The sequence below is a fragment of the Streptomyces sp. NPDC014656 genome, assembly GCF_043084305.1.
Taxonomy (GTDB): Bacteria; Actinomycetota; Actinomycetes; order Streptomycetales; family Streptomycetaceae; genus Streptomyces.
The window spans coordinates 1-20,314 of the sequence record NZ_JBIBZN010000034.1 but is presented as its reverse complement, the minus strand read 5'-3'; the positions used below and the strand labels follow the sequence as shown (position 1 = coordinate 20,314).

Annotated in this window: 16 protein-coding genes; 4 read left to right on the top strand and 12 right to left on the bottom strand. The window is 74.5% G+C overall.

Annotation, left to right across the window (positions count from 1 at the left end; genetic code table 11):
• The 3 genes from ACF1ED_RS37085 to ACF1ED_RS37075 all read right to left on the bottom strand — a co-directional run.
• Positions 1 to 395: ATP-binding cassette domain-containing protein (locus ACF1ED_RS37085; RefSeq protein ID WP_391767777.1), on the bottom strand; the 395-nt coding region annotated here is incomplete at its 3' end.
• A gap of 210 nt (positions 396 to 605) precedes the next feature.
• Positions 606 to 1,448 (bottom strand): DUF4097 domain-containing protein, encoded by an 843-nt coding sequence (locus ACF1ED_RS37080; RefSeq protein WP_391767776.1) that lies wholly within the window; start codon positions 1,446 to 1,448, stop codon positions 606 to 608.
• 110 nt (positions 1,449 to 1,558) lie between these two features.
• The gene (locus tag ACF1ED_RS37075) at positions 1,559 to 2,083 is read right to left on the bottom strand and encodes a toxin-antitoxin system HicB family antitoxin (RefSeq protein ID WP_391767775.1); all 525 of its coding nucleotides are present in this window, start codon (positions 2,081 to 2,083) and stop codon (positions 1,559 to 1,561) included.
• A gap of 396 nt (positions 2,084 to 2,479) precedes the next feature.
• On the opposite strand from ACF1ED_RS37075, the gene ACF1ED_RS37070 reads away from it, so the two are divergent.
• Both ACF1ED_RS37070 and ACF1ED_RS37065 read left to right on the top strand, forming a co-directional pair.
• The gene (locus ACF1ED_RS37070) at positions 2,480 to 3,565 is read left to right on the top strand and encodes a chitinase (protein WP_391767774.1); all 1,086 of its coding nucleotides are present in this window, start codon (positions 2,480 to 2,482) and stop codon (positions 3,563 to 3,565) included.
• A 144-nt stretch (positions 3,566 to 3,709) separates the two neighbouring features.
• Complete coding sequence (locus tag ACF1ED_RS37065) at positions 3,710 to 5,119, top strand: amidase (protein ID WP_391767773.1); 1,410 nt, start codon at positions 3,710 to 3,712, stop codon at positions 5,117 to 5,119.
• A 25-nt stretch (positions 5,120 to 5,144) separates the two neighbouring features.
• Here ACF1ED_RS37065 and ACF1ED_RS37060 read toward each other — a convergent pair whose 3' ends face one another.
• The 8 genes from ACF1ED_RS37060 to ACF1ED_RS37025 form a co-directional block, all read right to left on the bottom strand.
• Positions 5,145 to 6,077, bottom strand: a complete 933-nt coding sequence (locus tag ACF1ED_RS37060) for an ABC transporter ATP-binding protein (RefSeq protein ID WP_391767778.1) — start codon at positions 6,075 to 6,077, stop codon at positions 5,145 to 5,147.
• A gap of 62 nt (positions 6,078 to 6,139) precedes the next feature.
• Positions 6,140 to 7,162: an ABC transporter ATP-binding protein gene (locus tag ACF1ED_RS37055; RefSeq protein ID WP_391767772.1), complete on the bottom strand. Its 1,023-nt coding sequence runs from the start codon at positions 7,160 to 7,162 to the stop codon at positions 6,140 to 6,142.
• Complete coding sequence (locus ACF1ED_RS37050; RefSeq protein ID WP_391767771.1) at positions 7,162 to 8,148, bottom strand: ABC transporter permease; 987 nt, start codon at positions 8,146 to 8,148, stop codon at positions 7,162 to 7,164. The genes ACF1ED_RS37055 and ACF1ED_RS37050 overlap by 1 nt, the downstream gene beginning before the upstream one ends.
• Positions 8,145 to 9,077 (bottom strand): ABC transporter permease, encoded by a 933-nt coding sequence (locus ACF1ED_RS37045; RefSeq protein WP_391767770.1) that lies wholly within the window; start codon positions 9,075 to 9,077, stop codon positions 8,145 to 8,147. Before ACF1ED_RS37045 ends, ACF1ED_RS37050 begins: the two co-directional genes overlap by 4 nt.
• A gap of 14 nt (positions 9,078 to 9,091) precedes the next feature.
• The gene (locus ACF1ED_RS37040) at positions 9,092 to 10,840 is read right to left on the bottom strand and encodes an ABC transporter substrate-binding protein (RefSeq protein ID WP_391767769.1); all 1,749 of its coding nucleotides are present in this window, start codon (positions 10,838 to 10,840) and stop codon (positions 9,092 to 9,094) included.
• A gap of 361 nt (positions 10,841 to 11,201) precedes the next feature.
• Positions 11,202 to 11,453, bottom strand: a complete 252-nt coding sequence (locus tag ACF1ED_RS37035; protein ID WP_391767768.1) for an EF-hand domain-containing protein — start codon at positions 11,451 to 11,453, stop codon at positions 11,202 to 11,204.
• 566 nt (positions 11,454 to 12,019) lie between these two features.
• Positions 12,020 to 12,919, bottom strand: a complete 900-nt coding sequence (locus ACF1ED_RS37030; RefSeq protein ID WP_391767767.1) for a DUF817 domain-containing protein — start codon at positions 12,917 to 12,919, stop codon at positions 12,020 to 12,022.
• 97 nt (positions 12,920 to 13,016) lie between these two features.
• Entirely contained in the window at positions 13,017 to 13,721 is a 705-nt protein-coding gene (locus ACF1ED_RS37025) for a DUF2470 domain-containing protein (RefSeq protein WP_391767766.1), read from the bottom strand.
• A 155-nt stretch (positions 13,722 to 13,876) separates the two neighbouring features.
• On the opposite strand from ACF1ED_RS37025, the gene ACF1ED_RS37020 reads away from it, so the two are divergent.
• Complete coding sequence (locus ACF1ED_RS37020; protein ID WP_391767765.1) at positions 13,877 to 17,527, top strand: DUF4132 domain-containing protein; 3,651 nt, start codon at positions 13,877 to 13,879, stop codon at positions 17,525 to 17,527.
• Between the two features lie 160 nt (positions 17,528 to 17,687).
• On the top strand, positions 17,688 to 19,487 hold the full coding sequence (locus tag ACF1ED_RS37015) for a BCCT family transporter (protein ID WP_391767764.1): 1,800 nt from the start codon (positions 17,688 to 17,690) through the stop codon (positions 19,485 to 19,487).
• 21 nt (positions 19,488 to 19,508) lie between these two features.
• Here the strand turns inward: ACF1ED_RS37015 and ACF1ED_RS37010 are convergent, their stop codons facing one another.
• Positions 19,509 to 20,099, bottom strand: coding sequence for a TetR/AcrR family transcriptional regulator (locus ACF1ED_RS37010; RefSeq protein ID WP_391767763.1), 591 nt, complete (start codon positions 20,097 to 20,099; stop codon positions 19,509 to 19,511).
• Positions 20,100 to 20,314: the final 215 nt, after the last annotated feature.

The window sequence follows — 20,314 nt, the reverse complement described above, 5'->3', positions numbered from 1 at the left end:
CGCTTGGGCAGGTGGTGGAGGTCGGCCATGAGGAGCATGTTCTCCTCGCCGGTGATCAGGCCGTCGACGGCGGAGAACTGTCCGGTGACGCCGATGGCGGCGCGGACGGCGTGGGCGTCGGTGGCGAGGTCGTGGCCGGCGATGCTCGCCCGTCCGGCGTCGGGGGTGACGAGGGTGGAGAGGATCTTCACGGCGGTCGTCTTGCCGGCGCCGTTCGGACCGAGCAGCGCGAAGACGGAACCGGCCGGGATGTGGAGGTCGACGCCGTCGAGGACGACCTTGTCGCCGTACGACTTGCGCAGACCGGTGGCGGTGATGGCGGCGGGGGCGGGCGGGCCGTCGCCCCGACCGGGCATCGGGGTGGGCATGGGCATGGGCATGACAGAAGAAGGCATGGGGGCCTCCGATCGAAGGCTGAGGCGGGAGGGGTGTGGCGGGAAGGGTGAGGCGCTTGCCGTGGGGGAGGGGAGGCGCTCGTCGTGGGGGAGGAGAAGCGCTCGGCGTGGGAGGGGGAGCGCTCGTCGTGGGGAGGGGAGGTGTTTGTCGCGGGAGGGAGGCGTTTGTCGTGGGGAGGGCGGGGGCCCGGCGGGCGGGCCCCCGGGGGGTCAGACGCGGGCGCGGCGGATGTCGATGTTGCCGTGGCGGGTGCGGGCGCGGACCGTGAGGGTCTCCTCGGACTCCTTCGGGGCGTCGGAGGCGGTCAGCCCGTTGCGCACCTGGCCGGAGCCCGAGACGGCGTCGAGCCAGGCGGCGGTGCCCTCGCGGACGCCGACGTCGATGGCGCCGTAGTTCGTCTCCACCTGGAGGGTGCCGCGGGCGGCCTCCCCGATGCGGATGGTGCCGTGGGCGGTGGTGGCGGTGACCGAGTCCCCGGCGCGGTCGACCGTGATGTCGCCGTGCGCCCCGCTGACGCGGAGCTCGCCGGTCACGGCGGCGACCGTCGTGGTGCCGTGCGAGTTCTTCAGGACGGCCGGGCCGTCGATCAGGCCGACCCGCACGCTGCCGGAGCTGGTGGTGATCTCGGCCGGGCCCTCGACGCGGTCCACGGAGACGGAACCGTGCGAGGCCGTGAGGTGCAGCGGGCCGGTGGTGTCGAGCCGGGCGTCGCCGGACGAGGTCTTCACGCGGACCTCGCCGAGGCGGCCCTCGCCGAGGACCTGGGTCCAGGCGCCGTCGAGCTCGATCCGCGAGCCCGTCGGCAGCTCCACCGTCACGTCGACGACGCCGGTGCGGCCGAAGAGGTTCGACTTGGGCGTCCGCACGGTCAGCGTGCCGTTCGCGTAGGAGACCTCGGTCTGCTCGCCCGTCCGCACGTCCAGGTCCTTCTTCGGGTTGCGCGGCGTGACCTGGACGACCGTGTCCGTGCGCTCGCCGGCGACGAACTGGATGGAGCCGGCCTCCACGCGGGCCGTGACCGAGATCGCTGCGGGAGTGTCGAAAGAAGGCATGGCTGTCCCGTCCTCTTGGGTCTCGTGAACGTCCCCGCTGGTGGGACGTGGTGGGGGTGAAGTGGTGCGGGGTGCTGCGCGGGGGTCGCGCGCCGGGCGGGGGCGGCGGGTTACCGCACCCAGCCCGTGATGCTCTGTCCGACGGTCCGGGGCTTCTCCGCCGTGCGCGGCCGGGCGCCGCCGCCGTCGACCGCCGACGACACGGCCCGGACCAGCCAGGCGTTGACCGACAGGCCCTCGCGGGCCGCGGCCTCCTCGGCCCGCGCCTTGAGGTGGGCCGGCAGCCGCAGGTTCACCCGGGCGACCGCCCCCTCGTCCCCCTCGGGGACGGCGGGGGCCGTCGGCGGTTCGGCGGGCGCCGCCGGCTCCGAGGGGGACGCGCCGCCGTCGGCGGGCGGTCGCGTGACCACGAAGTCGGGGTCGAGGCCCCGGAGCCGTACGTCGACCGAGCCGGGGGCGAGTTCTCGGGTGATCTCGTCCGTGGCGGCGGAGAGCACGTTGAGCATGGTGAGGCGGGCCGCCGACTCCAGTGGAGCCGTGAGCCGCTCGGCCAGCTCGCGTGCCGCGTCGCCACCGGCTTCGGCGGCCACCGCGAGTTCGCGGCGGAGGCTGTCGACATACGGGGTGAGGTCCATGACGCCATCATGGCACCATGGTGGCGCCATGTGCAACCCCTAGTGGCACCACGTGGCGCCGGGTGATGCCACGTGGTGCCAAGTGGTGCCGCTCATGGTGTTGATGTGGCGCCGGACGGCGCCCGGCGGTGCCGCTTGGCGCCATGGTGTGCCATTCGGGGCCACCGGCTGCCGCCGGGTGCCGCGCCACGTGTCGCGCCGGGCCAGGGGGCGGGGGAGGGGCTCGGGGGTGCCGGAGCCGCGCCCGGCCTCGCGGGCCGGCGTCTCCGCCCTTCCCCTCCCGGCTTCAACTTCCCTCCGTGTGAGGGTGGTTGACGGTAGGTCTGGACCAATCTACGGTCTGCTGGAGCGCGCGCCACGCCCCGGACCGACCCCCCACGTCCCAAGGAGCACCGCATGCCAGGCTCACGGATCGTCCGCGCCCTCGGAGCGGGCCTCACCGCCCTGCTCGCCACTGCCGCCACCGTCGCCGCCGCTCCCGCGCAGGCCGCCGCCGGCCCGGCCGGCACCGCGTCGGCGACCGCCGACACCTGCGCCCTCAAGCCCCGTCCCGCCGGGAAGGTCCTCCAGGGCTACTGGGAGAACTGGGACGGCGCCGCCAACGGCGTCCACCCGCCCTTCGGCTGGGCGCCGATCGACGACCCCCGGTTCGCCGCGCACGGGTACAACGTCCTCAACGCCGCCTTCCCCGTGATCCGTTCGGACGGCACGGTGCTGTGGGAGGACGGCATGGACAGCACCGTCAAGGTCGCCACCCCGGCCGAGATGTGCCGGGCCAAGGCGGCGGGCGCCACGATCCTGATGTCCATCGGCGGGGCCGCCGCCGGGATCGACCTCAGCTCGCGGGCGGTCGCCGACCGCTTCGTCGAGACGATCGTGCCGATCCTCCAGCGGTACAACTTCGACGGCATCGACATCGACATCGAGACCGGTCTCGTCGGCAGCGGCAGCATCACCACCCTCTCCGCGTCCCAGGCCAACCTCGTCCGCATCATCGACGGCGTCCTCGCCCGGATGCCCGCCGGCTTCGGCCTGACGATGGCCCCCGAGACCGCCTACGTCACCGGCGGCAGCGTCGCGTACGGCTCGATCTGGGGCGCGTACCTCCCGATCGTCAAGAAGTACGCCGACAACGGGCGCCTGTGGTGGCTGAACATGCAGTACTACAACGGCAGCATGTACGGCTGCGCCGGCGACTCCTACTCCGCCGGCACCGTCGCCGGCTTCACCGCCCAGACCGACTGCCTCGACCGCGGCCTGGTCGTCCAGGGCACCACGATCCGCGTCCCCTACGACAAGCAGGTCCCCGGCCTGCCCGCCCAGCCGGGCGCCGGCGGCGGATACATGGCACCCTCCCTCGTGGCCCAGGCGTGGAACCACTACGGGGGCAGGCTCAAGGGCCTGATGACCTGGTCGGCGAACTGGGACGGCTCGAAGAACTGGACCTTCGGCGACAACGTCAAGCGGCTCCAGGGCCGTTAGCACCCCCCGTCCCCTCCCCGCCCCCTTCCCGCGCCCTCCCCGCCCCCCTCCGCATCTCCTCCGAGCCCGCCCGGCCCTCGCCTGTTACCCGTGGGTACGTCATGATGGCGGCAACCATCCACGACCCCGGGGGCTGAGGCAGCGGTGAGCGACGAGAAGCGGAAAACGGTGCACGCCTTCGGGGACGACTCCCTCGGGGAGCACGACGCCGTCGGACTCGCGGAGGCGATCCGGCGGCGCGAGGTGAGCCCCGCCGAGGCCGCCAGGGACGCGGCCGCCCGGCTGCGGGCGGTCGCGGAACTGAACGCGGTGCAGACCCCGCTGGACCCGCCGGAGCTCCGCGGCGGCACCGGCGGGGTCTTCGCGGGCGTCCCCACCCTGATCAAGGACAACACCGACTACGCGGGCCTGCCCACCGGCCACGGCAGCGCCGCCTTCACCCCCCGCCCGGCCCGCCGGCACGCGCCCTTCGTGCGGCAGTTCCTCAGCACCGGCGTCACCGTCCTCGGCAAGACCCGGCTGCCCGAGTTCGGCTTCAGCCCGGCCACCGAGTACGAGACCGGGGAGCCGGTCCGCAACCCGTGGCACACCGGCCACTCCGCGGGCGGCTCCTCCGGGGGCGCCGCCGCGCTCGTCGCCGCCGGAGCCGTACCGCTCGCCCACGCCAACGACGGCGGCGGCTCCATCCGGATCCCCGCCGCCTGCTGCGGACTCGTCGGCCTCAAGCCCACCCGGGGCCGGGTCGTCGCCAACGACCAGAGCCGGCGGCTGCCGCTCGACATCGTCGCCGACGGCGTCGTCACCCGGACCGTCCGCGACTCCGCCGCCTTCCTCGCCGCCGCCGAACGCTACCGGCGCCATCCCAAGCTGCCGCCGGTCGGCCTCGTCGAGGGACCCTCGGACCGGCGGCTGCGCATCGGCTTCCTGCTCGACTCGCCCAACGGCGTCACCTGCGACGACGACACCCGCGCCGCCGTCACCGAGACCGCCGCCACCCTCCGCTCCCTCGGCCACACCGTCGAACCGGTGGGCATGGACCTCGACCCCCGCTTCACCGGCGACTTCCTCACCTACTGGGGCATGCTCTCCTTCCTCCTCGGCGTCACCGGCCGCGGCTTCGGCCCGGACTTCGACCGGCACCGCATGGACGGGCTGAGCCGCGGACTGCGCGAGGAGTACGTGAAGCGGTGGCGGGACACGCCAGGCGTGGTGCGCCGGCTGCGGCGGACCAGGGAGGCGTACGCGGCGGCCCTGCGCGGCCTCGACCTCGTCCTCACCCCGGTCCTCGCCCACACCACGCCCCCGATCGGGTACCTCAGCCCCGCCGTCCCGTACGACGTGCTGGTCGGGCGGATCCTCGGATACGTGGCCTACACCCCGGTCGACAACGTCGTGGGCACCCCGTCGATCTCCCTGCCCAGCGCGCGCGCCACGGCCGACGGCCTGCCGGTCGGCGTCCTCCTCTCCGGCCGTCCCGGCAGCGAACGCACCCTCCTGGAGGCCGCGTTCGCCCTGGAGGCCGAGCGGCCCTTCCGGCGCGTCCAGGACGTCTGACGCCCCCGCGCGGGAGACGGGCGGGTCAGGGCTGCTCCGGGAAGTGGCAGGCCACCTCCCGGGGTTCGCCCGCCGCGAGCGGCCGGAGGACCGGCGCCTCGGCACGGCAGACCGCCCGGGCCTTCGGGCAGCGCGGGTGGAAGGCGCAGCCCGGCGGGGGAGCGGCGGGGCTCGGCGGGTCGCCGAGGAGGGTGATGCGCTCCCGGGCCCGTTCGGCGGCCGGGTCCGGCAGCGGCACGGCGGAGAGCAGCGCCCGGGTGTAGGGGTGGGCGGGGGCCTCGTACACCCGGTCCTTGGCGCCGATCTCGACGATCCGGCCCAGGTACATGACGGCGACGCGGTCGCAGACCCGCTTCACCACCGACAGGTCGTGGGCGATGAACAGGTAGGCGAGGCCGAGTTCGTCCTGGAGCCGTTCCATCAGGTTGACGATCTGCGCCTGGACGGAGACGTCGAGCGCCGAGACGGGTTCGTCGGCGACGACGAGCCGGGGGCCGGTGGCGAGCGCGCGGGCGATGCCGACGCGCTGTGCCTGGCCGCCGGAGAACTCGTGCGGGCGGCGGTCGGCGTGCTCGGGGACGAGCCCGACCAGCTCCATCAGTTCCAGCGCCCGCTTCCGAGCCTCCTCGGCCGGAGCGCCCTGCACCAGCAGCGGGTCGGCGATGATCCGCGCCACGGACCGGCGGGGGTTGAGGGAGGAGTGCGGGTCCTGGAAGACCATCTGGATCTCGCGGCGGAGCGGCTTCAGGGCCCGCTGCGAGAGGTGCGCGAGGGACCGGCCGTCGTACTCGACGGAGCCGGCGGTCGGTTCCAGGAGCCGGACGATCATCCGGCCGGTGGTCGACTTGCCGCAGCCGGACTCGCCGACCAGGCCGAGGGTCTCGCCGGCCGCCAGGTCGAAGCCGACGCCGTCGACGGCCCGCACGGGCGAGGAGCGGCGGCGGCCCGGGAAGGTCATGGCGAGGTCCCGCACCCGCAGCAGCGGCGGCGCCGGGGTCGTACCGGGCGGGGTGGACGTGGTCACGGGGCGACCCCTTCGTACGTGGGAAAGGCCGGGAAGGCCGCGAAGTGGCAGGCGGCGGTGTGCCCTTCGGGGCCGCCGGGCTCCGGCCGTTCGCCGGCGCAGCGGTCCCGCTCCCCGGGCGTGCCGGCCGCCGCGCGGGCGCAGCGCGGCGCGAAGGCGCAGCCGGGCGCCGGGTCGAGGAGGGACGGCGGACCGCCGGGGATGGCGCGCAGCGGTGCGTCGTCGGGGTCGTCGAGCCGGGGCAGCGAGTCGAGCAGCCCGCGGGTGTACGGGTGCGCGGGGGCGGCGAACAGGGCGTCGACCGGGGCCCGTTCGGCGGCCCGTCCGCCGTACATGACGAGCACCTCGTGGGCGACCCGGGCCACCACGCCCAGATCGTGGGTGATCATGACGATGGAGAGCCGGCGTTCCTGCTGGATCCGGGCGAGCAGGTCGAGGATCTGGGCCTGCACGGTGACGTCGAGGGCGGTGGTCGGCTCGTCGGCGATGAGCAGGTCGGGTTCGCAGACCAGCGCCATCGCGATCATGACCCGCTGGCGCATGCCGCCGGAGAACCGGTGGGGGTACTCGCCCGCCCGGCGTCCCGGCTCCGGGATGCCGACCTCGGCGAGCGCCTCGACGGCGCGGGCGCGGGCGGCTGCCCTGCGGGTGCCGAAGTGGACGCGGTGGTGCTCGGCGATCTGTTCGCCGACCGTGTAGTACGGGTGGAGGCTGGAGAGCGGGTCCTGGAAGACCATCGCCATCCGCCGGCCGCGCAGCCGGTTCAGCTCCCGGTCGGGCAGGCCGACGAGTTCGCGTCCGTCGAGGGCGACGGAGCCGGTGACCTCGGCGCCGGTGTGCAGGCCCATGACGGCGAGCGAGGTCACGGACTTGCCGGAGCCGGACTCGCCGACGATGCCGAGGGTGCGGCCGTGCGGCACGTCGAAGGAGAGGGAGTCCACGGCGCGGACGGGGCCGCGCGGGGTCGGGAAGGTGACGCTGAGGTCCCGGACCGTCAGGAGCGGGGCGGGGTCGGTCATCAGTACCTCACTCGCGGGTCGACGACGGCGTACAGCAGGTCCACGGCCAGGTTGGCGACGACGATGAAGCCGGCGGCGAGGAGCGTCACGCCGAGGATGACGGGCTGGTCGCCGGTGGTGAGGGCGCCGTAGAAGAGGCGTCCGATGCCGGGCAGTCCGAAGAGGGACTCGGTGATGACGGCGCCCGCGAGGAGTCCGCCGAGGTCCATGCCGAAGATGGTGAGGATCGGGGTCGCGCCGGCCCGCAGCCCGTGCTTGACGACGACCGTGCGGCGCGGCAGGCCCTTGGCGCGGGCGGTGCGGATGTACGGCTCCGCCATGGACTCGATCATCGCGCCGCGGCTCTGCCGGGCGTACATGGCGGCGTAGAGGAGCGCCAGTGCCAGCCAGGGCAGCAGCAGGTTGGAGGCCCAGGACAGCGGGTCGGTGGTGAGGGGGACGTAACTCGGGTAGGGCAGCAGCCCGGTGAGCCGGATCAGTCCGTAGATGAGCAGGACGGAGGTGAAGTAGACCGGCAGGGAGGCGGCGGCGACCGCGCCGACCATGAGGGCCCGGTCGGTCAGGGTGTCCTTGCGGAGGGCGGCCGTCACGCCCGCGGTCAGGCCGAGGACCAGCCACAGCGCGGCGGCGCCGGCGGCGAGCGAGGCGGAGACGGGCAGCCGGTCGACGAGCAGGTCCCAGACGCCCTCGCTGTTCTCGTACGAGTAGCCGAGGCAGGGGAAGTCGCAGTGCAGGGCGTACTGTCCGGTGCCCATGGTGCGGCCGGTGAAGACGCCGGTGACGAAGTCGGCGAACTGGCGCCAGACGGGGGCGTCCAGGCCCATGTTGGCGCGGATCGCCTCCAGGCGTTCGTCGCTGCACGCCTTGCCGCAGGCGGCGGCGGCCGGGTCGGAGGGCAGGACGTAGAAGATGGTGAAGGTGACGGCGGCGATGGCGAGGAGGACGCCGAGCACCCCGAGGAGCCGGCGGCCGAGGTAGAGGATCACGTACGGCTCCCCCGGGGGTCGAGGACGTCGCGCAGCGCGTCGCCGAGGAGGGTGAAGGCGAGGACGGTGAGGAAGAGGCAGAGGCTCGGGACGAGGAAGTACATGGGGTCCGTGTCGTAGTACGCGACGCTCTCGGCGATCATCTGGCCCCAGGACGGGGTCGGCGGCCGGACCCCGACGCCGAGGTAGCTCAGCGCCGCCTCGGTGGCGATCATGCCGGGGACCATCAGCGTGGTGTACGCGATGACCGGCCCCGCGACGCCCGGGAGGATGTCGCGCGCGAGGATCCGCCAGGGGCCGGAGCCGCCGACGCGGGCCGCGTCGACGTACTCGCGGTGTTTGAGGGAGAGGGTCTGGCCGCGGACGACCCGGGCGACGCCGGGCCAGCCGAAGAGGCCGATGACGAGGATCATCAGGAGCGTCCGGTCGACGTCCCGGGCGACCGACATCATCGCGATCATGAAGATGAGGGAGGGGAAGGACATCGTGAGGTCCATCAGCCGGGACAGCGCGGTGTCGGTGCGGCCGCCGAAGTAGCCGGCGGCGACGCCGGCGGTCACCCCGGCCACCACGACGATCGCGGTGGCGGCGAAGGCGATGAGCAGTGACACCTGGGCGCCGTGCACGACCCGGGCGAACAGGTCCCGGCCGGTGACGGGTTCGACGCCGAGCCAGTGCTCGGCGGAGACCCCGCCGAGCGGGCCGATCGGCAGTCCGCCGAGGTAGGGGTCGACGGCGGACTTGTCGAACTCCTCGGGGCCCCAGCCGCCCAGTGAGCTGATCAGCGGGGCGGCCGCGGTCATCAGGACGAAGAGGGCGACGACGGCGAGGGAGACCTTGAGGGAGGCGCGTCGGCGCAGTTCCGCGCGGACCGCCCGCCAGGCCCCGCCGCCCCCGTGCACCGGAGGCGGGGTGGTGGTCGTGGTCATGGGAGGGGCGTCCTTCAGTTCGCGCTCTGGGAGGGGTCCTTGAGGCCGACGGTGGCGTAGTCGATCTGACCGCTCCAGGAGGCGTGGCCGTAGGCTCCGGCGACGTTGGTGCCGACGAGGAGCGAGCGGCGCTTCATGGCGCCGGGGGCGACGGGGGCCTGGGCGAGGATCCGCGCGTCGAGCTCCTGCCACGCCTTGTGGGCGGCGGCGCCGTCGGTCATGGCGGCGATCTCGTCCATCCGCTTCATGGTGGCGTCGTCCTTGAAGAGGGAGTGGTTGCCGGAGTTGCCCTTCTCCTTGATGAAGCGGCCGTCGAAGACGAAGGGGAGGAAGGTGGCGCCGGAGGGGAAGTCGGGGCACCAGCCGGTGTAGACGAGGTCGGTGCGGTTCTCGGTGTCGCCGATGGTGTCGTAGAAGGCGGACGGGTCGACGGTCTCGACGGTCACCTTGATGCCGGCCTTGCCGAGCGCCTGCTGGATGGCCTCTCCGATGGCCTTGTCGCCGCTGGAGACGGTGAGCCGGGTGGAGAGGCCGTCGGCCTTCCCGGCCTCCCCGAGCAGCCGCTTCGCCTTCTCGGGGTCGCCGGCGAGGGGGATCTTCAGGGTGTCGGGCTGCTTGCCGCCGGTGAAGAGGGAGCCCGGCATGGCGGCGCTGGAGGCGTCGGTGACGGCCGGGCCGCCGGCGGCGGTGACGATCGCCTCCCGGTCGAGGGCCCACTGCACGGCCTGGCGGACCTTCAGGTCGTCGAAGGGGGCGCGGCCGGTGTGCATCTGGAGCATCTCGGTGCAGCTGCTGGACTCGGCGAGCATCCGGGCCCTGACGTCGGCCTTGGTGAGCACCTTGGAGAGGGACTCGGGGCGGACCTGGGCCCAGGAGACGGCGGAGGCGTCGCCGCCGGAGGAGGCGATGAGGCGGTCGTCGATCTGGTTGCCCTTGAGGCCCATGGTGACGACGATCCGGTCCGGGTAGGCCTTGCGGACGGAGTCGCTCGCCGGGTCCCAGTGGGTGTTGCGGACCAGGACCATCCGCTTGTCCCGGGCGTAGCTCTCGATCTTGTACGGCCCCGAGGAGAACGGGCGGTTGTCGTACCGGGCGCCCTCGTCCCGCTTCGGCGGCACCGGGGCGAAGGTCGGCAGGGTGGCGGCGAAGGGGAACTCGGCGAAGGGCTTGCGGAGTTCGAAGACGATCGTGCGGGCGTCCGGGGTCTTCACCGAGTCGAGGTGCCTGCCCCGGGCCGGTCCCTGGTAGCCCTCGGCGCCGGCGAGGTAGCGGGCCGCGTAGTCGGGGCCGCCGGGGAGGTCGGGGGAGAAGGACCGCTCGACGTTGTGCTTGATGTCCTGGGCGGTGATCGGGGTGCCGTCCTCGTACTTCAGGCCGGGCTTGAGGCGGAAGGTCCAGGTCCTGGCGCCGTCGGAGGGGGTGCCGAGGTCCTCGGCGAGGTCGGGGACGAGCTCGCTGCCGCCGGCGCCGGGCGCCGCCCGGTAGGTGACGAGGGTGCGGTAGAGCAGCCGGGTGCCGAAGTCCATGTCGGGCATGACCCAGTTGCGGGCCGGGTCGAGGTGGGTGAAGTCCTGGTTGGACAGGACGGTGAGGGTGCCGCCCTTCTGGGGGGTGCCGCCGATGACCGCGCCGGTGCGGGCGGCGGGGTTCCTCCGCTCCGGGCCGCCGTTCCCGCCGCCGGACGGGCCGGTGGAGCAGGCCGCGAGGCCGAGGGACAGGGTCGACACCAGGGCGATGGCCGGGGTGCGGGTGCGCTTGTTCATGGGTCACTCCGAGGAGAGCGGAAGAGCGGGAGAACGGTCGGACGGCCAGAGCGGCCGGAATGTGACCCGTAACATAGTAATGTGAAATTGCACTGGCAAGGCGCGGGGTCCCGCCCGGTCCGTCCGTTACCCATCCGTGTCCCTGGGGGTCTTCTCCCGCGCTCCGCGGGCCGCCCTGTCCGCGCGACGACCGCGCCGTCGTCCGGGAGGGACCTCTGCCCGCGACCACGGCGAAGAACCGACCGCGTCGCTCAGGAACGGTGCGAGTCGTGCCCGGGGTCCTGGAGGGACCCCTATGAACCCCCTGAGCCACCCCTCCACCACGGCCTGCGGGCGGCGATCGGGCCCCGGGGCGGAGGAGTCACCACCCGAAGCGCCGGTCCACGACGGCGGCGAACTCCTCGAAGCTGAGGACGCGGTCGCCGTTCTGGTCGGCGGCGTCGAAGAGGGCGGCGGACTCCTCGTCGCCGCCCACGCCCCAGAAGGGGATCACCCCGCGGGCCGCCAGGGTGGGCCCCTTCTCCCGGAGGGCGACGATGACCTCGACGCGCGTCAGCGTGCCGTCGCGGTCGAGGTCGAGCGCGTCGAAGAGGGCGCGGGCCTTGTCGCTCATGACGTGTCCTCGGGTAGGAGCGGCTTCCTGCGGGGGAGGACGCCCCGGACGCCCTCCGGGTTGCCTAAGCTCTGGCCCATGGTGAAGCCCTCGATGTCCTCCGCCCCCGAGCTGCTCGTCCTGCACGCCGTACGGCTGCGGGGCATGACCACCGGGACGGAGGCCGCGGAGCGCTTCGGGCTCGACGCGGAGGCCGTCGACGAGCTGCTGCTCGACCTCCAGGCGTACGGCCGGGTGACGCGGAGCGCCTTCGCCGGCACCTCCGGCTGGAGCCTGACCGACCGGGGGCGGGCGGAGGGCGAGCGGCTGCTCGCCGAGGAGCTGGCCGCGGCCGGGCTCGGGCCGTTCGTCCGCGAGCGGTACGAGACCTTCCTCGCGTACAACGCGCGCTGTCTGACCGCCTGCACCGACTGGCAGCTGCGGCCCGACGGGACCGGCAGGCTCGCCGTGAACACCCACGGCGACGCGGCCTGGGACGGCCGGGTCCTCGACGAGCTGACCGTCCTCGGCGGCGTCATCGACACCCTCTCCGCCGAGCTGGGCGCCCGGCTGCCCCGCTTCGCCGGTTACGGCGACCGCTTCACCACCGCCCTCGCGCGCGTCCGCCGCGGCGAGCTCTCCTGGGTCGACCGGCCGCGCGCCGACTCCTGCCACACCGTCTGGATGGAGCTCCACGAGGACCTCCTCGCCACCCTCGGGATCCGCCGCGGCGAGGAGCCCCTGCCGTAGGCCAGGACGAAGGTGACGGTGATGAGGAGGGCCCAGGCGCCGAACTTGGCGACCGAGACGGGCCGCCAGCCGTCCAGCTGGTCGGGGTAGCTCCAGGCGCCGACGTAGGTGGCGGCGTTCTCGGCGATCCAGAGGAAGAAGCCGATGAGGACGAAGGACAGGGCCAGCGGCATCCGGTGGTCCCGCGTCCCGACGCGGAAGCGGACCCAGGTGCCGGCGGTGGCGAGGAGCAGCAGCGCGGCGAGGACCCAGCGGGCGTCGGGCAGCCAGTGGTGGCTGAAGAAGTTGAGGTAGACCGCCCCGGCGAGGACCGCCATGACCCGGGGCCGGTAGCCGGTCAGGCGCAGGTCGAGCAGGCGCCAGGCGCGGCAGACGTAGCTGCCGACGGCCGCGTACAGGAAGCCGCCGTAGAGGGGGACGCCGCCGAACTTGGTGACCGCGTCCTCCGGGTAGCTCCAGGAGCCCATGCGGACCTTGACCAGTTCGAAGAACAGGCCGATCAGATGGCAGACGGCGATGACCGCCACGTCGCGCCCGGTGTCCCAGCCGAGCCACCAGGCCAGGACGGTGAGCGCGATGCCGTAGCCGAGGAGCAGGTCGTAGCGGGCGACGGGCAGGTCGGGCAGGAGCGTCGAGACCGCGATGCCGCCGATGAGCGCGACGGCGAAGGCGCAGCAGCGCGCCTCCAGGAGCGCGAAGCGCCAGAGCTGGCGGAGTGCGTGGGTGATCCGGTCCATGGGGGAGGGGACGCCCCGCGCGTGTGTGCGGTTTCCGGTGGGCGGATCGCGGTCCTCGGCGGAGCGGTCGGTGGTGGAGCGGTCGGTGGTGGGGCGGTCAGTGGTGGTGGGCGCAGCGCGGGGCGGTGAGCAGGCGGCGGACCATGTCGCCGGCCTCCGCGGCGTCGCGGGCCTCGCCGGGGAAGAGGAGGCGGAGGTCGCAGTGGCCCTCGCCGTACTCGCAGCGCAGCGACACGGCGTGCCGGTCGATGGCGAGCGGCAGGGCGCGGACGGCGCCGTGGGGGAGGCGGGAGCCGGCGCGGACGACGAGCTCGGAGACGAGGTCGGCGTGGGCGTCGGCGAGGTGGGTGAGGAGCGCGGCCTCCTCGAGGGCGAGCGGGTCGGGGGCGGCGAGGGCGTACGCGCCGGGGGCGACCTCCTCCGTCCCGGTGCCGGTGCGCAGGACGACGCGGGCGAGGTCGAGGCGGAGCGAGCCGGGGTCGCCGGGCGTGGCGGGGACGAGCCGGCCGGTGAGGGTGACGCGGGCGCGGACCCGGTCGCGCAGCGCGGTGGGGGCGATGTCGGTGAGGTCGATCCGGGCGTCGGGCGCGCCGCCGGGGCCGAGGGCGAGGTGGGCGGAGAGCGGGGTGTCGGCGGGCGGGTGGAGGGTGATCCGGCCGCGGGCGCCGACGGTGTGCGCGCCGAGGAGGTCGTAGGTCTGTCCGTCGAGGGTGAGGGAGAGGGAGATGGCCCGGGCCAGGACGGAGCGGACCTGTTCCGCGGCGGTCTGCTGGGGCAGGGCGGGGGAGGGGGCGGCGCTCACAGGACTCTCCTCGGTCAGATTTTAGGTAAGGCTAACCTAACCATCTGCTGCGGGTGGTGTCCAGGACCCCCGGAAACGGAGGGATTTCGGGCATTGTCGGAGGCCCCCGCTACTGTGCGGAGCACCGAATCGGACGAGTACACGCGGGAGGGGCCGTGCGCCGCTGGGAGCACGCCGGGGACGGCACGGGGAAGTTCTGGGAGGCCGGAGCCGAAGGCACCTCGGTGACCGTCCGGTTCGGGCGGACCGGCACCGCCGGCCAGACCCGCGTCAAGGAGTTCGACACCCCCGGACAGGCCGAGGCGTACCTGCTGAGGGCGGTCGGCGAGAAGGAGCGCAAGGGGTACGTCGCCACCGGCGGCACCGCCGCCGCCCCGGCACCCGGCTCCGCGGCCACCTCGCCCGCCGCCGCGTCCCCCGGCCCCGCGGGCGCGCCCGCCGCCGAAGTCCCCCTGGAACAGGTGACCGAGGCCCCCGCCGCCCGTCCCGACGAGTCCGCCTTCGTCCTGCCCGAGGCGTGGAAGCGGCACCTCCGGCCGCGCCGCGGCGGCACCCCCGTCCCCGTCCCCCGGCCCGACCCCGCGGCGCCCGCCCGGCTCGCCGAGTGGCGCTCCCGCTTCGCCGCCGAGGTGGACCGCCCCCTCGCCGCCCCGCGCAGCGACGCCGACCTCGTCTCCGCCGCCCGCGCCCACGACGCCGGCAGCCCCGACCCCGTCGGCGCCGCCGTCCTCGCCGCCCTGCTGCCCCCGGAGGCCGAGCGGCACACCGTCGCCGACGCCTGGGCCCTCGCGCACGGACTGCCCTTCGCCGCCGTCGCCGCCGTCGAACTCGTCGAATGCCGCCGCGTCTGGGTGCGGAGCGGGCACGGCAGCGAGGTCGTCGGCATCGACCGTGCCGTCGAGACCAGCCGGAACTGGGAGGGCGGCGCGTCCCTCACCGCCCTCGACCGGGTCCGCGACCTCCTCGCCGTCACCGACGACGCCACCTACGCCGCCGCCGTCGCCGCCCTCGCCCGCCACCGGACCACGCCCCGCCGCCGCGTCGCCGTCTCCTACCTGGTGCCCACCGAACACGCCTGGACCGACGAGTGCCTGGCCCGCACCGAGACCCGCGAGCACATCCAGAACCAGGTGCGCACCCTGCTCGTCTGCTCCGTCACCGCAGGGCAGACCGCCGCCTACGGCGGCCGCGCCGACCTCGGCTGGCGCGGCTGGACCCCGACCGCCATCGCCACCGTCGCGGACGGCGCCGGCGCCGCGATGGCACCCTTCCTCATCGCCGAGACCGACCGCCAGTACCTCGGCACCGACGACCTCAAGGCGCTCGCCGCAGCCCTCGCCGAACTCCCCTCCGACGAGGCGTTCCAGGCCCTCCTCGACCGGGTCGGCGACAAGCACGTCCGCGTCGAACTGGCCGCGGCCGCCCGCCGCTTCCCGGTCCGCGCCCTCCGGCTGCTCGCCCTCGCCGCCCGTGCGGACACGCCGGACGGCCCGCTGGTCCGCCGGATGCTCGCCGGGCACGTGGCCGCCCACCGCGCGCTCGCCCTCGCCGTGCTGCCCGAACTGCCCGCCGAGGCGGCCGAGACCGTCGAGCCGCTGACCCGAGCCCAGGACACCGCGGACGACGCCGCCCCGGCCGACCTCCCCGCCCTCCTCACCAGCCCCCCGTGGACCGTCCGGCGCGCGGCCGTCGCGCCCCGGGTCGTCACCGGCCCCGTCGCGCCGTCCGGCACCCGGGTCGTCTGGCGCGAGGGGGAGCGGCAGGCGTGGGCCGCCGCCGAGTCCTGGGTGACCGGCTGGCAGCCGTACGAGCCCCTGGACGCGCTGGTCGACAAGCTCCTCGACGGGAGCCTGCACGGCTGGCACACCGTCGGCGTCCTCGTGAACGGCCCCGCCGACCGCGTCCGCCCCTTCCTCGCCGACTGGGACGGCACGGAACACTGCTACGACGGCGCCGAGGTCTTCAAGCCGCTCGCCGCCGCCCACGAGGCGGCCGCCCTGCCGCCGGTGCTCCGCATGGCCCCGCAGCACCCCGCCGCCATGGCCGAGGTGCTGCTGCCGTACCTCGACGTCCGGGTCGCCCGCCTGATGGCGAGCTGGCTGCTCCGCCTCAAGACCGCCGGGCGCACCGCCCGCACCTGGCTGCTCCGCCACGGGACCGACGCGGCCCGGCTCCTCGTCCCCGACGCCGTCGGCGAGGCGGGACCGGAGCGGACCGCCGCCGAGGGCGCCCTCCGGGCCCTCGCCGCCGCCCAGGGCCCCGACGGCGTCCGCGCCGCCGCCGCGGAGTACGGCGAGGAGACGGCCCGGGCCGTCGGGGAACTGCTCGCCACCGACCCCCTGCTGAGCGCGCTGCCGGCCCGGATGCCGCAGGCCCCCGCGTGGTGCGAGCCCCGCGTGCTGCCCCGGATCCGGCTGCGGACCGGCGCCACCCTGCCGGTGTCCGCCGTCGCCCACCTGCTCACCATGCTGGCCGTCTCCAAGCCGGGCGCCCCCTACCCCGGCCTCGCCGAGGTCCGGGAGCTGTGCACGCCGGAGTCGCTCGCCGGCTTCGCCTGGGGCCTCTTCGAGGAGTGGCGGGTCGTCGGCATGCCTCCCAAGGAGGCGTGGACGCTGCACGCCCTCGGCTGGTTCGGCGACGACGGCACCGTCCGCGCCCTCACCCCCGTCATCCGCGCCTGGCCCGGCGAGGGCGCCCACCACCGGGCCGTCGAGGGGCTCGACGTGCTCGCCGCCATCGGCACCGACAGCGCCCTCCTCCACCTCCACGGCATCTCCCAGCGCGTCAGGTTCAAGGCGCTCAAGCAGCGCGCCCAGGAGAAGATCGCCGAGGTGGCGGAGGGCCTGGGCCTCACCGGCGAGCAGCTCGCCGACCGGCTCGTGCCCGACCTCGGCCTCGACGCCGACGGCGGCACCGTGATCGACTACGGCACCCGTCTCTTCGCCGTCGGCTTCGACGAGGCCCTCAGGCCGTACGTCCTCGACGCCGAGGGCCGCCGCCTCAAGGACCTCCCCAAGCCCGGCGCCCGGGACGAGACGGAGCTCGCCACGGCCGAGCGCAAGCGGTACCTCGCCCTCAAGAAGGAGGTGCGTGCCATCGCCGCCGACCAGGTCCGCCGCCTGGAGGCCGCCATGGTCGACGGCCGCTCCTGGACCGGCGCCGAGTTCCGGCAGCTGTTCGTCGAGCACCCCCTGGTCCGGCACCTCGCCCGCCGCCTCGTCTGGAGCGCCGAACGGGACGGAACCGCCACCGCCTTCCGGATCACCGGCGACCGCGTCTGCGCCGACGCCCTCGGCGCCCCCGTGACCGTCGCCGACGACGCCACCGTCACCCTCCCGCACCCGCTGCGCTTCACCGGCCGGACCGACCTCTGGTCCGAGGTCCTCGCCGCCCACGGGATCGTCCAGCCCTTCCCGCAGCTGGGCCGGCGGCTCCACTCCGCCACCGACGAGGAGGCGGCGGGCGCCCGCCTCGCCCGCTTCGAGGGCGTCACCGTCCCCGTCGGCCGGCTCCTCGGCCTCCAGAAGCGCGGCTGGGAGCGCGGCGTCCCGCAGGACGCCGGCGTGGAGCGCTGGTTCCACCGGCGCCTCGCCCCCGAGCGCCACCTCGTCATCCAGCTCGAACCCGGCATCGCCGTCGGCGTGCTCGACGAGGCCCCCGAGCAGACCCTCGACACCGTCTGGCTCGACGCCCACCCCGGCGACCACTGGCCGAGCCGCACCTATCCGCTGCGCTTCGCCGACCTCGACCCGGTGACCGTCTCCGAACTCCTCGCCGACCTCACGGAGCTGACGGCACCGGGCTGACGGCACCGGGCCGACGGCACCGAGCCGGCCTCGCCGGGCCGACGGCACCGGGCCGACCCGGCCCCCGCGGCCTGTTGGTCCGCCGAGTCGGCCCCCGCCTGTGGTACTGCCTAGGAGGACATATGTAGTTTGTCCCGTTTGGCGGGGAAAGGGGCTTTAGATGGCGCGAGACGGACAGGATCCGGGCGGAGGGCGGCAGGACGGCGGCGGCGGAGACGGGGCCGGGCGGGGCGCCCGGCGGGTGACGGCGGACCTGCCCGATCACGGTCACCGCCATCCCGCCCGCACCGACCCGGTCGTCTTCGGGGTCACCGCCGTGCTCACCCTGGCGTTCGTCGTCTGGGGAGCGACGGCCACGGACAGTCTGGAGTCGGTCTCCAACAGCCTGCTCGACGGGCTGATCCGGGACGGCGGCTGGGCGTTCATGCTGGCCGCCTCCGGGTTCGTCGTCTTCGCGCTGTGGCTGGCGATCAGCCGGTACGGCCGGATCACCCTCGGCCAGGAGGGCGAGGGCCCGGAGTTCCGCACGGTCTCCTGGATCGCGATGATGTTCAGCGCCGGCATGGGCATCGGCCTGATGTTCTACGGCGTGAGCGAACCGCTCGCCCACTACGGCACCCCGCCGCCCGGCACGTCCCCGGTGGACTCGGCCGAGCGGATGGAGACGGCGATGGCCACCACGCTGTTCCACTGGACGCTCCACCCGTGGGCGATCTACGCGGTGGTCGGCCTGGCGATCGCCTACTCGACCTTCCGCCGTCGGCGCCGGCAGACCATCAGCGCCGTCTTCGTGCCGCTGATGGGCGAGCGCCGGGCCTTTGGCGGGCCCGGCCGGGTCATCGACATCCTCGCCATCTTCGCCACCCTCTTCGGCTCGGCGGCCTCGCTGGGCCTCGGCGCGCTCCAGATCGGCAGCGGCGTGGAGGAGCTGGGCTGGATGGAGCGGACCGGCACCGGCCTGCTGGTCGGCATCATCGCCGTGCTCACCGTGGCCTTCGTGCTGTCGGCCGTCTCCGGCGTGGAGAAGGGCATCCAGTGGCTCTCCAACATCAACATGGTGCTGGCGCTGCTGCTGGCCGTCTTCGTCTTCGTCGCGGGACCCACGATCATCGTCCTCGACCTGCTGCCGACCTCCATCGCCGCCTACATCGGAGACCTGCCCCAGCTGGCCGGCCGCACCGAGGCCACCAGCGGTGACGACATCCACGGCTGGCTCGGCAGCTGGACCGTCTTCTACTGGGCGTGGTGGATCTCGTGGACGCCCTTCGTCGGCATGTTCATCGCCCGCATCAGCCGGGGCCGGACGATCCGCCAGTTCATCGGCGGCGTCATCCTGGTGCCGAGCACGGTCAGCCTGGTCTGGTTCGCGATCTTCGGCGGGACGGCGATGCGGCTGGGCGAGCAGGGCGAACTCGGCGGCGAGACGACCCCGGAGGGGCAGCTCTTCGGGCTGCTCCAGGAGTTCCCGCTGACGGGGGTGATGAGCCTGCTCGTCATGGTCCTCGTCGGGATCTTCTTCGTCTCCGGCGCGGACGCGGCCTCCATCGTCATGGGCACCCTGTCGCAGCGCGGCGCGATGGAGCCCACCCGCCCGGTGGTGGTCTTCTGGGGCGTGGTCACGGGAGCGGTCGCCGCGATCATGCTGCTCATCGGCGACGGACAGGGCGACGCCCTGGCGGGCCTGCAGAACCTGACGATCCTGGTCGCCGCCCCGTTCGTGCTCGTGATGATCGGCATGTGCGTGGCGCTCATGCGGGACCTGCGCGAGGATCCGCTGATCGTGCGCGGCCAGGTCGGCGAGGAGGTCGTCGGGGTCGCGGTGATCGCCGGACACGAGAGGTACGACGGCGACTTCGAGCTGCGGATCGGCCCGGGCACCGCCGACGGCACGGCCGGCGGCCCCGTCGACGGTGCCGCCCCGGCCCCGCCGGGCGGACCGGTGGCGCCGGAGCCCCGCTGAGTCCGCCGGGCGCGCCGCCGGTCAGGGGCTGACGGAGCGCCAGATCCGGTCGGGAAGCAGGCGGGTGGCCTCTTCGAGGTCGACGTCGCCGAGGGTGAGCCAGCGGCGGGCCAGGCCGATGACCGGTCCGAGGACGAGGGTCTCGATGACCGGGGTCGGCAGGTCGGCCAGCTCGCCCGCCTTGCGGTGGCCGTCGAGCCAGTGCTCGATCGGGGTGAGCCGGGCCTCCTGGTTGTCCCGGATCTCGGCGGCGCGCGCGGTGCCCTCCTGGTCCGCGAAGGGGGAGTGCAGGAGGCGGGCGGCGGCCGGCTGGGTGCGGACGAAGTCCAGGTAGGCGTGGATGACCGCTTCGATGCCGGAGCGGGCGTCCTGGTGGGAGGTCAGGGCGGTGGCGAGCTCGCCGAGGAGGCGGCCCAGCCAGCGCAGGGCGAGGGCGCTGATCACTCCGTGGAGGTTGCCGAAGTGGTGGTAGACGCTGCCGGTGCTGACCCCGCTCACCCGGGTCAGGGCGGCGACGGTGAGACCCGCCTCCCCCTCGCGCGCGTAGAGGTCGAGCGCGGCGTCGAGGACGCGCTCGACGGTGACTTCTCCGCGCTGCTGCTTCGGGCTCATCGAGCGGGGTGCCCCTTTGGTCGCGTGCCATCCCTGGCCTGGTGTTTCCGTACCGGATCAGCATAGGAGGCGCGGCCGCCGCCGGACCCCGTCGCGGGGGGCCCCGGCGGCCCCCGGGGCCCCCCCCCCCGGCCGCCGCCCCCCCCCCCCCCACCCCCAACGCCAACCCCACCGGGAGCGGGGGGGGGGGGGGGGGGGGGGGGGGCAGGACCCGC

Coding starts and splice junctions, on each gene's coding strand:
- ACF1ED_RS37035 (WP_391767768.1), bottom strand. CDS start 11,453: ATGAGCGACAAGGCCCGCGCCCTCTTCGACGCGCTCGACCTCGACCGC.
- ACF1ED_RS37015 (WP_391767764.1), top strand. CDS start 17,688: ATGGCGCGAGACGGACAGGATCCGGGCGGAGGGCGGCAGGACGGCGGC.
- ACF1ED_RS37070 (WP_391767774.1), top strand. CDS start 2,480: ATGCCAGGCTCACGGATCGTCCGCGCCCTCGGAGCGGGCCTCACCGCC.
- ACF1ED_RS37075 (WP_391767775.1), bottom strand. CDS start 2,083: ATGGACCTCACCCCGTATGTCGACAGCCTCCGCCGCGAACTCGCGGTG.
- ACF1ED_RS37080 (WP_391767776.1), bottom strand. CDS start 1,448: ATGCCTTCTTTCGACACTCCCGCAGCGATCTCGGTCACGGCCCGCGTG.
- ACF1ED_RS37010 (WP_391767763.1), bottom strand. CDS start 20,099: ATGAGCCCGAAGCAGCAGCGCGGAGAAGTCACCGTCGAGCGCGTCCTC.
- ACF1ED_RS37055 (WP_391767772.1), bottom strand. CDS start 7,162: ATGACCGACCCCGCCCCGCTCCTGACGGTCCGGGACCTCAGCGTCACC.
- ACF1ED_RS37045 (WP_391767770.1), bottom strand. CDS start 9,077: ATGACCACGACCACCACCCCGCCTCCGGTGCACGGGGGCGGCGGGGCC.
- ACF1ED_RS37060 (WP_391767778.1), bottom strand. CDS start 6,077: ATGACCTTCCCGGGCCGCCGCCGCTCCTCGCCCGTGCGGGCCGTCGAC.
- ACF1ED_RS37040 (WP_391767769.1), bottom strand. CDS start 10,840: ATGAACAAGCGCACCCGCACCCCGGCCATCGCCCTGGTGTCGACCCTG.
- ACF1ED_RS37030 (WP_391767767.1), bottom strand. CDS start 12,919: ATGGACCGGATCACCCACGCACTCCGCCAGCTCTGGCGCTTCGCGCTC.